Annotated in this window: 11 protein-coding genes; 3 read left to right on the forward strand and 8 right to left on the reverse strand. The window is 38.3% G+C overall.

The window, feature by feature from the left end:
• Positions 1–6: 6 nt before the first annotated feature.
• The 6 genes from G466_RS0100745 to G466_RS0100770 all read right to left on the reverse strand — a co-directional run bounded on the left by G466_RS0100745 (position 7) and on the right by G466_RS0100770 (position 6,568).
• Positions 7–861: a tetratricopeptide repeat protein gene (locus tag G466_RS0100745; RefSeq protein ID WP_026811907.1), complete on the reverse strand. Its 855-nt coding sequence runs from the start codon at positions 859–861 to the stop codon at positions 7–9.
• A gap of 10 nt (positions 862–871) precedes the next feature.
• A complete protein-coding gene (locus G466_RS0100750) occupies positions 872–1,912 on the reverse strand; it encodes a VWA domain-containing protein (RefSeq protein ID WP_026811908.1) in 1,041 nt (346 codons plus the stop codon).
• Positions 1,913–1,965: 53 nt separating this feature from the next.
• Positions 1,966–2,964: a vWA domain-containing protein gene (locus tag G466_RS0100755; RefSeq protein WP_026811909.1), complete on the reverse strand. Its 999-nt coding sequence runs from the start codon at positions 2,962–2,964 to the stop codon at positions 1,966–1,968.
• The gene (locus G466_RS0100760; protein WP_051315475.1) at positions 2,965–4,623 is read right to left on the reverse strand and encodes a BatD family protein; all 1,659 of its coding nucleotides are present in this window, start codon (positions 4,621–4,623) and stop codon (positions 2,965–2,967) included. It lies immediately after the preceding gene.
• Positions 4,624–4,628: 5 nt separating this feature from the next.
• Positions 4,629–5,495 (reverse strand): DUF58 domain-containing protein, encoded by an 867-nt coding sequence (locus G466_RS0100765; protein ID WP_026811911.1) that lies wholly within the window; start codon positions 5,493–5,495, stop codon positions 4,629–4,631.
• Between the two features lie 71 nt (positions 5,496–5,566).
• A complete protein-coding gene (locus tag G466_RS0100770; RefSeq protein WP_026811912.1) occupies positions 5,567–6,568 on the reverse strand; it encodes an AAA family ATPase in 1,002 nt (333 codons plus the stop codon).
• A gap of 376 nt (positions 6,569–6,944) precedes the next feature.
• Here G466_RS0100770 and G466_RS0100775 point away from each other — a divergent pair, with 376 nt between their 5' ends.
• Positions 6,945–7,715 carry an SDR family NAD(P)-dependent oxidoreductase gene (locus G466_RS0100775; RefSeq protein ID WP_034234307.1) on the forward strand — a complete coding sequence of 257 codons (771 nt, stop codon included), beginning with the start codon at positions 6,945–6,947 and terminating at the stop codon, positions 7,713–7,715.
• Entirely contained in the window at positions 7,712–8,848 is a 1,137-nt protein-coding gene (locus tag G466_RS0100780) for an ATP-binding protein (protein WP_026811914.1), read from the forward strand. The genes G466_RS0100775 and G466_RS0100780 overlap by 4 nt, the downstream gene beginning before the upstream one ends.
• Before the next feature lie 9 nt (positions 8,849–8,857).
• Here the strand turns inward: G466_RS0100780 and G466_RS0100785 are convergent, their stop codons facing one another.
• Positions 8,858–9,808 (reverse strand): carbohydrate kinase family protein, encoded by a 951-nt coding sequence (locus G466_RS0100785; protein ID WP_026811915.1) that lies wholly within the window; start codon positions 9,806–9,808, stop codon positions 8,858–8,860.
• Between the two features lie 91 nt (positions 9,809–9,899).
• Positions 9,900–12,452 carry an adenosylcobalamin-dependent ribonucleoside-diphosphate reductase gene (locus G466_RS0100790; protein WP_026811916.1) on the reverse strand — a complete coding sequence of 851 codons (2,553 nt, stop codon included), beginning with the start codon at positions 12,450–12,452 and terminating at the stop codon, positions 9,900–9,902.
• 500 nt (positions 12,453–12,952) lie between these two features.
• Between G466_RS0100790 and G466_RS0100795 the strand changes: the two genes are divergently transcribed.
• A complete protein-coding gene (locus G466_RS0100795; RefSeq protein ID WP_026811917.1) occupies positions 12,953–13,678 on the forward strand; it encodes a metallophosphoesterase family protein in 726 nt (241 codons plus the stop codon).
• The last annotated feature ends 36 nt before the right edge of the window (positions 13,679–13,714 follow it).

A 13,714-nucleotide genomic window follows, 5' to 3' on the forward strand; every position in this document is an offset into this window, starting at 1 on the left:
CGGTTATTACCAATCTTTTTCGTTCTTAACTTTTGGTCCCTTTATCTTTTGGGCATCTATTTTCTCTTGAACTTTCTTTTCTTCGTTCTGCATGGCCTCTAGTAAACTTCTCACCTGTTGTGGAGATAATTGGTTGGGCCTTGGCTGTTGTTGTTCTTCTTGATCTCCATCTTGGGGCTGCTCATCTTTTTTATCGCCTTCTCCCTCTTTCTCATCTTCTTTCTCTTGATCGCCCTGATCTCCTTCTTCCTGATCTTGATTCTTATTGTCTTCCTGGTCCCCTTTATCCTCTTGGTCTTGTTCGCCTTCCTGCTTGTCTTGGTTCTGATCCTGTTGATCTTGTTTATCCTGGTTGTCCTCTTGGTCCTGGTCGTCCTTATCTGGGTTATTTTTCTGCTCTTCCTGTTGCTTTTTCAGCATCTCTTTGGCCAAAGCAAAATTATACCTGGTCTCCTCATCGGTGGGGTCGTTCCTCAACGCTTCTTTATACGCTTCTACCGCCTTCTCATATTCGTTACTCTTCATAAATACATTTCCTAAATTATGGAATGCCTTATGTTTTTCTGATTTGCTAGTAGCGCTCTCAGCGGACTGCTTATACCTCCCAAAAGCTTCGCTATATGTTTTGTTCTCATAATAAGCGTTCCCCAAATTATAGGGGGCGATGTTGTTATCTGCATTTTCGGAAATTGCTTTTCTATATTTAGCCTCAGCATTCACAAAATCCTGCTCATCCAATTTTTTATTGCCCTCCCAAGTGTAGGTTGCCGACTTTTTTATTGCCTTTTGAGTTTCTTTATCCATTTCTTGGGCATGGCCAAGATAACCGAACAATAATATGATGCATACAATCCTTTTCATTTTCTTAGATTTATTGCTCCTTCTCATTAAATAAGTTCAACTTTTTCAGCCACTTAGTTTTTCGGTCCAGGACAAAGATGTCTAAAAATATAAATAAAAGTCCCGCCCCCAAAAACCATTGGAACTGATCTTTAAATTCTGCGAACTGTTTGGCTTCAAACTCCGTCTTATCTATCCTATTTAACTGATCTCTTATAAACGCAACGGCTTGTTCTGTGTTTTCCCCGTTTATGTATTCCCCGTTTCCATCGTTGGCAATATCTTGCAAGGTCTGTTCGTTCATTTTTGTAATGACTACTTCTCCTTCACGGTCTCTTAAAAAGCTTTCTACAACGCCATTTTTCTTTATTGGGATGGGTCCACCTTTTGTACTTCCAACCCCTATGGTGAAGATCCTAATATTTTCATCGGTTGCCTCTTCTATACTTTGAGAAATATCCCCTTCCGAGTGATCTTCCCCATCGGAAATTATAAAAAGCACCCTATTGGTTTCACCATCATCATAGTAATTAGTGGCCAACTTAACGGCTTGGTCAATTGCAGTCCCTTGTGAGGAAAGCATATCGGTATTCATGTTTTGCAAGAACATTTTTGCCGCTCCATAATCTGTGGTCAATGGCAATTGGGGATACGCCTGCCCAGCATAAGCAATAATCCCAATACGGTCGCTTGCCAGTTGGTTTATGATTTCGGAAACTAGGCGTTTTGCCTTATCAAGTCTATTTGGTGCAATATCCTCTGCCAGCATACTTTTAGAGACGTCTACGGCAAATACAATATCTAGCCCCTCCCTTTTAACCGTTTCTAACTTAGTGCCCATTTTTGGATTAACTAACGCAAGGGTCAAAAAGGTGATTCCCAATAGCAGAAGTACCAATTTTAAGGTGGACTTAAAGGTAGATCTCTCTGGAGTTAATCTTTTTAATAGCGTAAGATCTGAAAATTTTTTTTGCGTTCTCCTTTTCCAGATTTGAAATAAAACAAATAGCACGATCATCACCGGGATGATGAATAACAGGTATAAATATGTTTTCTCGTCTAATTGAATCATTTTAATTTCTTCATTTATTACAGCTAGTAAACTTAGTTTTTTAACTTATGGGGCTATATAAAACTTCTGAACAGGGTGATTCTGGTCAACCATTCTATCAATAGCAATACCCCTGCCAAATAAACCCAAGGCCTAAATTTTTCTTCGTACTTATAATATTTAAATTCTTCTATGTCAGTTTTTTCTAATTTGTTGATTTCATCATAAATCGCCTCTAGCTTTTTGTTGTCAGTAGCTCTAAAATATTTGCCGCCCGTTGTTTCTGCTATCGATTGTAATAGGGCTTCGTCTATTTCCACGGCTTCCATGGCATATCTGAAGGAACCGTCTGCATTATAGGCAACGGGGGATAAAGCGTTACCGTTAGTTCCAATGGCAATGGTGTACGTTTTAATTCCAAACTCTACCGCAAGTTCTGCAGCGGTCTGTGGTTCAATAAAACCTGAATTATTAACTCCGTCGGTTAGTAAAATGATAACCTTACTTAAAGCTTTGCTATCTTTTAGACGGTTTACTGCGGTTGCAAGACCTAATCCTATTGCAGTTCCATCATCCACTTGTCCATAAGTGATTTCCTTTAAAGCATTTTGCACAATGGCCTTGTCACTTGTAATGGGAGTTTTGGTATAGCTTTCTCCAGCATATACTACTAATCCTATTCGGTCATTGGGTCTTTGGTCAATAAACTCTGCAGCTACTTTTTTAAGGGCAACCAGCCTATTGGGTTTAAGGTCCTGGGCCAACATACTGGACGAAACATCTATAGACATTACAATATCTATACCTTGCGTTGTCTTGGTTCTGGTAGAGATATCTTCTGTCTGTGGTCTGGCCATAGCTACAATAATAGCGGCCAATGCCAATAGGCGAAGTGCAAATAACAGTGGTTTTAATTTTGGTAACACGCTCTTTGTAGGGAATCCCTTTATGCTCGATATTCTTAGTGAAGCGACTTCTTCTTTTCTTTTAAAGAAATACCAAAGCATTGCCACTGGCAGTAATACTAAGAGCCAGAAAAACTGTGGGTTCGCAAAGGAAATATTCTCTAACATTTATAAAGTCGTTTTTACTTCAACTGAGTTTAAAATCCTATCTACAATCTTATCGGCATAGGGGTCATCTGCAAGCCAGCTAAGGATAAGGTTTTGTTGAAATCCCTTACCGCCAAAAAAGAGAACCACATAATTCCCTGTAACCAATTCTTCCGATTCTGGTACAGCAAATTTTCCACTCCCATAGAGTTTCACTCCTTTTACCCCCGTAAGAGTAGTAAATTCTTCCTGTTTGGTAGTGATATTCTTGGCGCCTTGGGCCTCAAAATTTTGTAATATTTGTTCTGATGATTTTACATAGTCGGGCTCCTCTGGTTGTGATAATAAGATAGAGGTGGTTGCTATAGTAAACAGTCCTTTATTGCTCCTATAGGCAAAAGCTTGCATTTCTTTGATAGCTGCCTGTGACTCTGGCGGGAGCTTTATGGCCTGACGTAAAAGTACTTCTGGTGTCTGTACACTAACAGGAGGAAATCCGTAATCACTTTGTACCCAATTTCCTTCCAGTAATTTTTTTGTAGGATGTCCCATTACTGTATCCTTAACATAATCAAACCCATAATAACCTACGGCAGCTACCCCAGTAAATAATAGCAGGAGTACGGCGGCCAAGGAGGTGAGCAATATTCTTTTTCTGTAATTTTTCTTTTGAAGCTCCTCCTGATATTCTTCCTGCAACATTAACTCTTCTTCCGTAGGCTCTGGAATAGCTTCTTTTGTTTTAATAACAATTTGCTCTACAGATTTTCTATCTGCTACAGCAACAGACGTCTCGGGTTTGGATTTTGCAAATTTTACTAGGTCAGAGGTTTGCAATACTTTTTTAAACTGCTGTATGGTTTCGTGTTCCAGTTTTAATTTACCTGCATCCTTCATCATTTCCAATTTGTCTATCAACTGGTCCGTAGTACTTTCCAAGGCAGATACATGTGCGTCTTCCTCTAAATAGGAGCGTACAATATCTGTGAGTTCGGAGTAGTACGACTTATAATCGTCTTCGATTAGGTATTTAGAGTTTTCTAGTTGTTTTAATCCTAGAATAGCCCTATCAAAAGGAGGTAATAATGCTACCTTCTCTTCTTCGCTAAGTGGTTTTTTTCTAAATACAAACCAATATAATAGAGCTCCCACAACCAAGAGTATACCTAGGATCCATAAAATTAATATCCAAGGAATAGACCTGCTCTTTTCTATTGTGATAATGGGCTTTATGTCATACATTTTCTGGGCTGTGGTGTCTACAGCTACGTCTGCGACTTTTATAATGAGTGAATCCGTAAAGAAATGCTTCCCATTAATTTCTATCATCTGTGAAGGCAGCGTATAAGTGCCAGAATCAAATTGGGTAAGGGCATATGTTTTCTGAAGGGTTAACCGATCATTTTTCTTTACCGAATCGGTCTTTAGCGCTTCTACTGTTTCTAGAGGTGAAAACGTCTGGCCATCGGGAAAAACAACATGGGATAGGGTATCGGTTTCTACGATAACCTTAAATTTTATCTGCTCCCCAATCTTAATGGCCGTAGTGTCTACAACCGACTTAATTGTTGGTATAGACTGAGAAAACCCCGGTATTGCAGCCAAAAATAGGCAGATAGCCAAGGAACGCAGCAAATGCGAAGCATATTTTTCAAAAATAAATAGCACAGAATTCTTCATTTAAATCAACCTCGTCGCTTAAAATAGCCTAATAATTTTTTCACATAACTTTCGTCTACCCTACAGCTCAATACGCCACAACCCGCTTTGGTAAAAGAGTCTTGGAAATAGGTAACCCTTTCATGATGATATTTTTCATAAGCCCTGCGTACTTGTTTAGATTGGGTATTTACCAACTGTAGCGCCCCTGTCTCAGCGTCCTGCATTTGTACCATCCCTATATTGGGAATACTTTCTTCTCTTTCATCAAAAACCCTAATTCCTGTTAGGTCGTGTTTTTTTCCTGTTATCCGTAAAGTTTGTAGGTAATCATCTGCAATAAAATCGGAAAGCACAAAAACAATGGCCTTCTTTTTCATTACGTTTGTCAGAAATTTTAACGCTGCCCCCACATCGGTTTTCGAGCTTTTTGGGGAAAATTCCAACAACTCCCTTATTATGCGTAGGGCATGACTTCTTCCTTTTTTTGGTGGGATATACAATTCTACTTCATCGGTAAATAGAAGTAGTCCAACCTTATCATTATTTTGTAGCGCGGAAAAGGCCAAAGTGGCTGAAATCTCCGTGATAACTTCCTTTTTAAATTGATTATTGGTACCAAAGAGCTGGGATCCACTAACGTCTATCATTAGCATCATAGTAAGTTCCCTTTCCTCTTCAAAAACTTTTACGTAAGGTTCGTTGTATCTTGCAGTAACGTTCCAATCTATAGACCTTACATCATCCCCAAATTGGTATTGACGGACCTCACTGAAGGTCATCCCCCTTCCTTTAAAGGTCGAGTGGTATTCCCCGCCAAAAATATGATCGGAAAGACGTCTGGTCTTTATTTCAATCTTACGTACTTTTTTTAGTAATTCCTTAGTATCCATTTTTCAGTTTACATTGATAAATATTCAACCATAGCTGAGCCTTTGCTTATGGACTGATAACTGTGGACGGATTAAGGTACTTCAATTTCGTTTACGATCTTATTTATAATTTCTTCCGAAGTAATATTTTCTGCCTCTGCTTCATAGGTTATACCCACTCTGTGACGCAATACATCCAAAACAACCGCCCTAACATCTTCTGGGACTACATAACCTCTTCTTTTTATAAACGCGTAACATTTGGCAGCGGTGGCCAAATTGATACTACCTCGTGGAGAAGCGCCAAAACTAATTAATGGTTTTAGGTTTTCTAGGTTGTATTTTTCTGGGTAACGGGTAGCAAAAACGATATCGAGAATGTATTTTTCAATTTTCTCATCCATGTACACTTCCCTAACTGCTTTTTGCGCTCTAAGGATTTGATCTATGCTTACTACTCGCTGTACCTGGTCAAAGGCACCGTTCAGGTTCTGACGGACAATTAGTTGTTCCTCATGAAGTTTAGGGTAATCTATCACCGTTTTTAACATAAAACGATCCACCTGTGCTTCAGGTAAGGGGTAAGTCCCTTCTTGCTCTATAGGGTTTTGGGTGGCCATTACTAGAAATGGCTTATCTAAAATGAAGGTTTCATCTCCTATGGTTACCTGCTTTTCTTGCATGGCCTCTAAAAGAGCGGATTGTACCTTTGCTGGGGCACGGTTAATCTCATCAGCTAAAACAAAATTGGCGAAAATTGGACCTTTTTTTATGGAAAAGTCGTTTACTTTCATATTGTATATCATGGTCCCTACTACATCGGCAGGCAATAGATCTGGTGTAAACTGAATTCTACTAAAGCTACCGTGTACCGCTTTGGCCAAGGTGTTTATTGCTAAGGTTTTTGCTAATCCTGGTACCCCCTCTAAGAGGATATGACCCTGTCCCAAAAGACCGATAAGCAAACGTTCTACCATGTGCTTTTGACCTACAATCACTTTGTTCATTTCTAAAATAAGTAGGTCGATGAAAGCACTCTCCTGTGCAATTTTTTCGTTTACAGCGCTGATATCCACCGAAGTATTTTGTTCCATATAGCCCTTTGTTTTATTTTGAGTTAAGTTGTAAGTTTCAAAAGTGGATGCAAATTGAAAATTTATTTAGTTATCGGCTGTTAATGTATGGTTAAAAATTTTGCAAACACCTAAGATTTATGAAGTATTTAAGGGATTTATTCATATTTTCACAAACATATGTAAAATTATTGAGCCGATTCAAAATCAGGTTCCTCATATAGCACTGTAGTATAATTTAGCTGCTATTTACTATTTCAAAACTTAAAGAAAGGACGTGAGGTAACGGTTATTTTTATGGATCTACTTTGCCTTGTGGTGAATTGTACATCAAATTTCGCGCAGAGATCTATATGCCTTAAGCACTATATATTAAAATGTAAAACACCAGAATTTAATGCAAATATCAAATAAAAAACTTACAGCATTTATTACCGGAGCAACTAGTGGGATAGGGTTAGAGACGGCTAAGTTGTTTGCTATGAATAAAATTGATCTTATTCTTTGTGGAAGAAGACAATCTGCCTTAGATACTCTAAAGAAACAACTCTCTAGGCATACCAAGGTCCACACCCTTAATTTTGACGTGCGGGATAAAGATGCTGTTTTTGAGGCGATAGATTCTCTTCCCCAAGATTTTTCCGAAATTGATATTCTTATCAATAATGCTGGAAACGCTCACGGGTTGAATAAGTTTGATGAAGGCGATATTGAAGATTGGGACGCAATGCTAGATATTAATGTAAAAGGTCTTCTTTATGTTTCCAAGGCAATAATTCCTACTATGATAAAGAATAGAGCGGGACATATAATTAATATCGGTTCTATTGCAGGGAAAGAAGTATATCCTATGGGAAATGTATATTGTGCTAGCAAATATGCTGTAGATGCCATTAATCAAGGGATGAGGATAGATCTAAATCAACACAATATCCGGGTAGGTGCTGTTAATCCTGGTTTGGTGCAGACGGGCTTCAGTGATGTTCGCTTTAAAGGGGATAAGGAAAGAGCCGCTAAGACTTATGAGGGTTATGAGCCCCTAAAGCCCGAGGATATTGCAGATATTATCCATTTTATGGTTACTAGACCTTACCATGTGAATATTGCAGATTTATTGGTGTTCCCTACCGCACAAGCCAGTGCTACTATTGTGAATAAACAGCTATGATTAATAAGCGCCTTCTTGTAAAAAATCTTTTGGCCCATAATGATGAAAACAGTTTTTATGATAAAAAACGATTTATAGATATTGGGCATAAAGAAGGAAAGGCTAAATTTTTAAAACATGTTTGTGCCCTAGCTAATAGCAATCCCAACAACAATTCCTTTATTGTTATTGGGGTAGAAGATGAGGATAATACGATCTTAGGGGTCGATTTCTTTGATGATAGTAAAATACAAAACCTAGTAAATGCCTATCTGGATAATCCGCCACGGATTTCCTATGAGAATATCCCTTTTCCGCACCTTCCCTTGGGTAAGGTGGTAGGTTTAGTAACGGTTAGATCTAATGGAAAAGTCTGTGCCTTGCGGAAAAATATTTGGAAATATTATGGAGGGATGGTATTTTTTAGGGAAGGCAGTATTAGCTTGCCAAAAGCTTTCGGAATTGAGTTAAAGGATATGAATGCAGAGGCCGTTGCTCGCATTGAACAACATGCCAAAAATAATATTGAGCTTACCCTGGACGGCGTTATCGATTTTTTAAACGAAAGACATAAAGATCTTACCAGTCATTACAAGGTTTTTAAAGAGCAATTTGTGGTATGTTGGGCAGGAGTTAAAAAAAAGGTAAAGGAGGAGACCTATTATTCGCGGGTAGATATTGAACTGATAAACGAACAGGTTAAATTGTTCTATTCAGAATTTGATGAAATTACCATTAGTTATGATGAGGATTCCTTTAGTATAATAGAATATGTGCAATTGGGATTAAGTGATCAGCAGATTTACTATCCTTTGGAAAAGGTAGTTATCAGCTTTTCTGAAAATGGCACCTATACTATTTTGAGCGATTTAATCTTTGAGCCTCCCCGTTATGATAAAAAGATATTGTATCATATTTACAATGCAAATCTTTCCCTATTAAAAAAGATAGAGGCAGGAATTATCTTGACCCGAAATGAGAAAAAAGATCTTTCCTTTCTATCTGATACTTTTTTAATTTGCTATGTCAATGGATTTGAAGAAGCCAAGGAAGTTATGGAAGCAGCGAAGCCCATACTTAAGAAATATGATCTTCCCACCTATCAATCTCTTAAAGAGTCGCTTCGTATTATACGGAAGATGAGCTATAGCTAATTAGGTTTTCTATAGCTTTTCTAATAGATTTTGATCTGGTAAGGATTCAATTGCCCCGTAATTAGTAGTGGTTATTGCTCCCGCCTTATTTGCTAGCATTACCATTTCCTCTAATTGGCTAAAAGAGAGTTGCTGGTGTTCTGTTGGATTATCAGTTTTAGAAATCTGCTGCAACAGGCAGCCGATAAATGCATCTCCTGCTCCTGTGGTATCTACGGACTTAACGGAGATACTAGGGATAGTTTTTTGATTAGTAGGTGTGCTTAAGAGAGTGCCCTCCTTGCCTAAAGTAATGGTAATGATCCCTACTCCTAAGTTGTGTAAAAAAGTACATGCCTCTGCAGGGTCCTGTTTTCCTGAAATTAATAGGGCCTCTTCTAAACTGAATTTTGCCAAATGAGCTTTCTCTATAAAAGGAAGACATTTCTCTACAAAAGTAATTTCATCGCCTTTCCAAAGATCTGTTCTAAAATTAGGGTCAAAGCAGATAAAGGTGTTGTTTAAAATTGCATCTTGTAAATAATTGGAATAGGTTTTTTCCAATTGGCCGCCTAAAAATGAGGTAGCGGCACCAAAATGGATAATCTGATTTTTAAAATGTTCCTTTAATTGGGAATTATAGCTTAACTCCCTGTCTGCACCACGACTAAATACAAAATCGCGTTCGCCATCGGCCGCCAGTGATACAAAAGCTAGTGTGGTAAAGGTTGTTGAGCGTTGTGCTAGGGAGGTGTTTACATTTCCCTGGTCCAGGGTGTTTAATAGGAAGGTGCCAAAGGGGTCTTTCCCAACGCATCCCACAAAATAGCTGTTACCGTTTAATTTGGCAATAGCGGCGGCAACATTAGCGGGTGCTCCTCCGGCTTTCTTGGTGAAATCAGTGGCTTTACTTAAGTCGTTTCCTTGTTTTTTGGCGACAAAATCGATTAATAATTCCCCAATACAGTATACCTTCTTCATTATTTTTTATTGGTAAGTTACCAAAAAAAAATACCATCAACTATGCTCTTGTTTTGTAATAAGAAAATAGTTGATGGCAATTAGTTGTGGGTTATCCACATTTAGACGATCCACAATCTTTACAGGTAAGGCATCCTTCCTGATAAATTAGATTGGTAGAATTACATCCGTCACATTTTTGACCCTTAGCCTCTGTACCATCTTCTACGTAGCGTTTTAGAGCTCTAGCCACACCATTCTTCCAAGTGTTTATAGATTCGCTATCCAGTTGTAAACTATTGATTAAGTCTACCACCTTTTCTATTGGCATGCCATGGCGTAAGGTGCTCGAAATTAGTTTGGCATAATTCCAGTACTCAGGGTTAAACTTATGGCTTAGCCCCTCAATAGTGGTTTTGTAACCTCTTTTGTTTTTGTATTGAAAATCGTATCGGGAAGAGCCATCTTCATTTCTGCTCTTTAGAATTACTCCTCTGTTTACCCAACGCGGAATTAAGATACCGTCCTCATCATCGGATATTCCAGTAAAGATTTCATACGGCTTTCCGTCAATTAACCCAATAAAGGCAATCCACTTTTCTTTATTGTTCTGAAGTCGTACCACATCTGCCTCCAGAACCAAGGGGCGTTTTATTGGGAATGGGGTAAGAGACTCATCATTTTCTTCTTTTTTGGGCTCGTTGGAAATCAGTACTCCAGATCTGGAACCATCACGGTACACAGTAACCCCTTTACAGCCTGCTTTCCATGCCTCTAAATACAATTTGCCTACCAAGTCTTCGGTAGCATCCTGTGGAAGGTTAATGGTAACGCTAATAGAGTGGTCTACCCATTTTTGCACTGCCCCCTGTAAACGTACCTTGCTCAACCAATCAACATCATTTGAGGTAGCTTTATAGTAAGGAGATTTTTTTACAATTTTATTTAGTTCTTCTTGACTGTAATTTTTTTCTGTGTCTATACCGTTAACAGACATCCATTGCTTAAACCTGTGATGGAATACAGTGTATTCTTCCCATGAATCCCCAACCTCGTCTACAAAGTCTATACGGACATCCTTATCGTTAGGGTTAACCTTACGTCTACGCTTATAAACAGGTAAAAATACAGGTTCTATTCCAGAGGTGGTCTGGGTCATAAGGCTAGTTGTTCCAGTTGGGGCAATGGTTAACAGAGCAATATTCCTACGGCCGTACTCTAACATTTCATAATACAGCTTTTCATCTGCTTGCTTTAGGCGAAGGATAAACGGATTATCCTTTTCGCGATCCGCATCAAATATTCCAAAGGCACCTCTCTCTTTAGCGGTATGCACAGAAGCCCTATAAGCTTCTATAGCAATAGTTTTGTGAACTTCAATGGAGAAGTTGTTGGCTTCTTCGCTGCCATAGCGCATTCCCAGTGCTGCAAGCATATCTCCTTCAGCGGTGATTCCAATTCCGGTTCTTCTGCCTTCTTCTGCTTTTTGTTTAATTTTTTCCCAAAGTCTAAGCTCTACCGCTTTAGTCTCGTCCAATTCTGGGTCAGATTTGATCTTGTCTAAAATAACATTGATCTTCTCTAGCTCCAAGTCGATTATATCGTCCATAATTCGCTGTGCAGCAGAAATATGTTGTTTAAATAAATCAAAATTGAATTTGGCCTTGTCGGTAAATGGCTGTTCTACATAAGAGAAAAGATTAATGGCCAAAAGTCGGCAGGAATCATAAGGGCATAAAGGAATCTCCCCACATGGATTTGTAGATACCGTTTGATAGCCAAGATCTGCATAGCAATCTGGAACGGATTCTTTAATAATAGTGTCCCAGAACAAAATACCGGGTTCTGCAGACTGCCAGGCGTTGTGAACAATCTTGCTCCACAATTTGTTGGCGTCTATAGTTTTGGATATTTTAGGATTTGCACTTTGGATTGGGAATTTTTGGGTATAAGGTTGTCCTGTTTCTACCGATCTCATGAAATCATCATCCATTCTAACGGAAACATTGGCTCCTGTAACCTTTCCCTGCTCCATTTTGGCGTCTATAAAGTCCTCGGCATCTGGATGGTTTATAGATACAGAAAGCATTAATGCTCCTCTTCTCCCGTCCTGTGCAACTTCCCTAGTAGTGTTAGAGTAGCGCTCCATAAATGGAACTAGTCCGGTAGAGGTGAGTGCAGAGTTTTTTACGGCAGAACCTTTAGGACGTATGTGAGAAAGATCGTGACCTACTCCACCACGTCTCTTCATCAGTTGTACTTGCTCCTGATCTATTTTTAAAATACCTCCATAAGAATCGGATACGCCTTCATTACCAATAACAAAACAGTTGGAAAGCGAGGCAATTTGGAATGGATTTCCGATACCTGCCATAGGACTACCTTGGGGTACTATATATTTAAAGTCTTTAATTAGGTCAAATACCTGATCCTCATTTAGTGGATTAGGGTATTTTTTTTCTACTCTCGCAATTTCCTGAGCAATACGACGGTGCATATCGTCTGGAGTAAGTTCATAAATGTTGCCTTCAGAATCCTTTAAGGCGTATTTATTTACCCAGACCCTTGCAGCCAGGTCGTCTCCTTTAAAGTAAATTAGGGAGGCATTGAATGCTTCTTCCTGAGTGTAGGTCTTTTTGGTGTCTTGGGCTAATTTTGTTGGCATGGAATAATAGTATTATGTTAACGGGGTTGTGTCTAAGAAAGTGTAAAAGTATTAAATTTTTTGGCATAAACAACAAAGTGCCATTTTGTAAAGTTTACAGGAAAAATAGATTAAAATATTGATAATCAACATATTGAATATTTATTAACATCCAAAAGTTAACAAATAAATATAATTATAATTGCTTTGTGAAATTGTAGATTACTTGTATATTAAGCGGGTTTTAACTCAAAATTTAATGGTTAAATGCTAGGGTTATAAAGCTTTAGGGCTGATTTATGGCTAGTTTTTTTCCGTTTTTATAGCTTTTATTTAGATTTTTATTCCAACATAAATTTAGATTATTTTATTCATTTTGGGGAAAAGTTAATTTCACAAATAGTTAGTTTAAGGTTAAATAGGCTGCCAGTAAGTGTCATTCTTAGTCAGCTAATTGTTGAAATTCTTTTTTTAGCGCTTTTTGTCATTGTTTTGATGGTGTTAATTACGATTTTTGCAGTATGAGAACATTGGTTATAGGTGATGTGCATGCCGGATTAAGGGCATTGGAACAAGTATTGGAGAGGGCCAAGATAGGCCCTAAGGATCATCTTATCTTTTTAGGAGATTATGTGGACGGATGGAGCCAAGCCGTAGAAACAATAGATTTCTTGCTAGACTTACAGAATAGGCAACAGTGCACTTTTATTAGAGGTAATCATGATGCACTTTGCTATGAATGGTTAAAATCCGGAGATCATAATGAGCTTTGGTTGCAACATGGGGGGAGTGTTACCCAAAATTCTTATAAGTTGGTAACGGACAAGGTTAAGGAGGCTCATATGGTATTTTATGATAATTTGAAAGATTATTATATTGACAATGGAAATCGCTTGTTTATTCACGCGGGTTTTACTAATTTAAAGGGTGTAGAGCAAGAGTATGATTCTAAAACGTTCTATTGGGATAGAACACTATGGGAATTGGCACTGGCAATAGACCCAACCTTAGACCATAAAGATGATTTTTTCCCAAAAAGACTAACTCATTACAAAGAGATTTTTATTGGTCATACCCCTGTTACTAGAATAGGAACAACAAGGCCAAAAAAGGCAGTCAATATTTGGAATGTGGATACGGGAGCAGCTTTTAAAGGTCCGCTTACGATGATGGATATTGCTTCAAAAGAATATTGGCAGAGTGATCCGGTACATTTGTTATATCCTACGGAAAATGGTAGGAATTAAAATTAACCGGTAATTTGAAAAAGTTTTCAAGATTAA

It is taken from the genome of Arenibacter certesii DSM 19833 (genome assembly GCF_000429545.1).
In the GTDB taxonomy this organism is placed as follows: Bacteria; Bacteroidota; Bacteroidia; order Flavobacteriales; family Flavobacteriaceae; genus Arenibacter; species Arenibacter certesii.

Coding starts and splice junctions, on each gene's coding strand:
- G466_RS0100745 (WP_026811907.1), bottom strand. CDS start 861: ATGAAAAGGATTGTATGCATCATATTATTGTTCGGTTATCTTGGCCAT.
- G466_RS0100750 (WP_026811908.1), bottom strand. CDS start 1,912: ATGATTCAATTAGACGAGAAAACATATTTATACCTGTTATTCATCATC.
- G466_RS0100755 (WP_026811909.1), bottom strand. CDS start 2,964: ATGTTAGAGAATATTTCCTTTGCGAACCCACAGTTTTTCTGGCTCTTA.
- G466_RS0100760 (WP_051315475.1), bottom strand. CDS start 4,623: ATGAAGAATTCTGTGCTATTTATTTTTGAAAAATATGCTTCGCATTTG.
- G466_RS0100765 (WP_026811911.1), bottom strand. CDS start 5,495: ATGGATACTAAGGAATTACTAAAAAAAGTACGTAAGATTGAAATAAAG.
- G466_RS0100770 (WP_026811912.1), bottom strand. CDS start 6,568: ATGGAACAAAATACTTCGGTGGATATCAGCGCTGTAAACGAAAAAATT.
- G466_RS0100775 (WP_034234307.1), top strand. CDS start 6,945: ATGCAAATATCAAATAAAAAACTTACAGCATTTATTACCGGAGCAACT.
- G466_RS0100780 (WP_026811914.1), top strand. CDS start 7,712: ATGATTAATAAGCGCCTTCTTGTAAAAAATCTTTTGGCCCATAATGAT.
- G466_RS0100785 (WP_026811915.1), bottom strand. CDS start 9,808: ATGAAGAAGGTATACTGTATTGGGGAATTATTAATCGATTTTGTCGCC.
- G466_RS0100790 (WP_026811916.1), bottom strand. CDS start 12,452: ATGCCAACAAAATTAGCCCAAGACACCAAAAAGACCTACACTCAGGAA.
- G466_RS0100795 (WP_026811917.1), top strand. CDS start 12,953: ATGAGAACATTGGTTATAGGTGATGTGCATGCCGGATTAAGGGCATTG.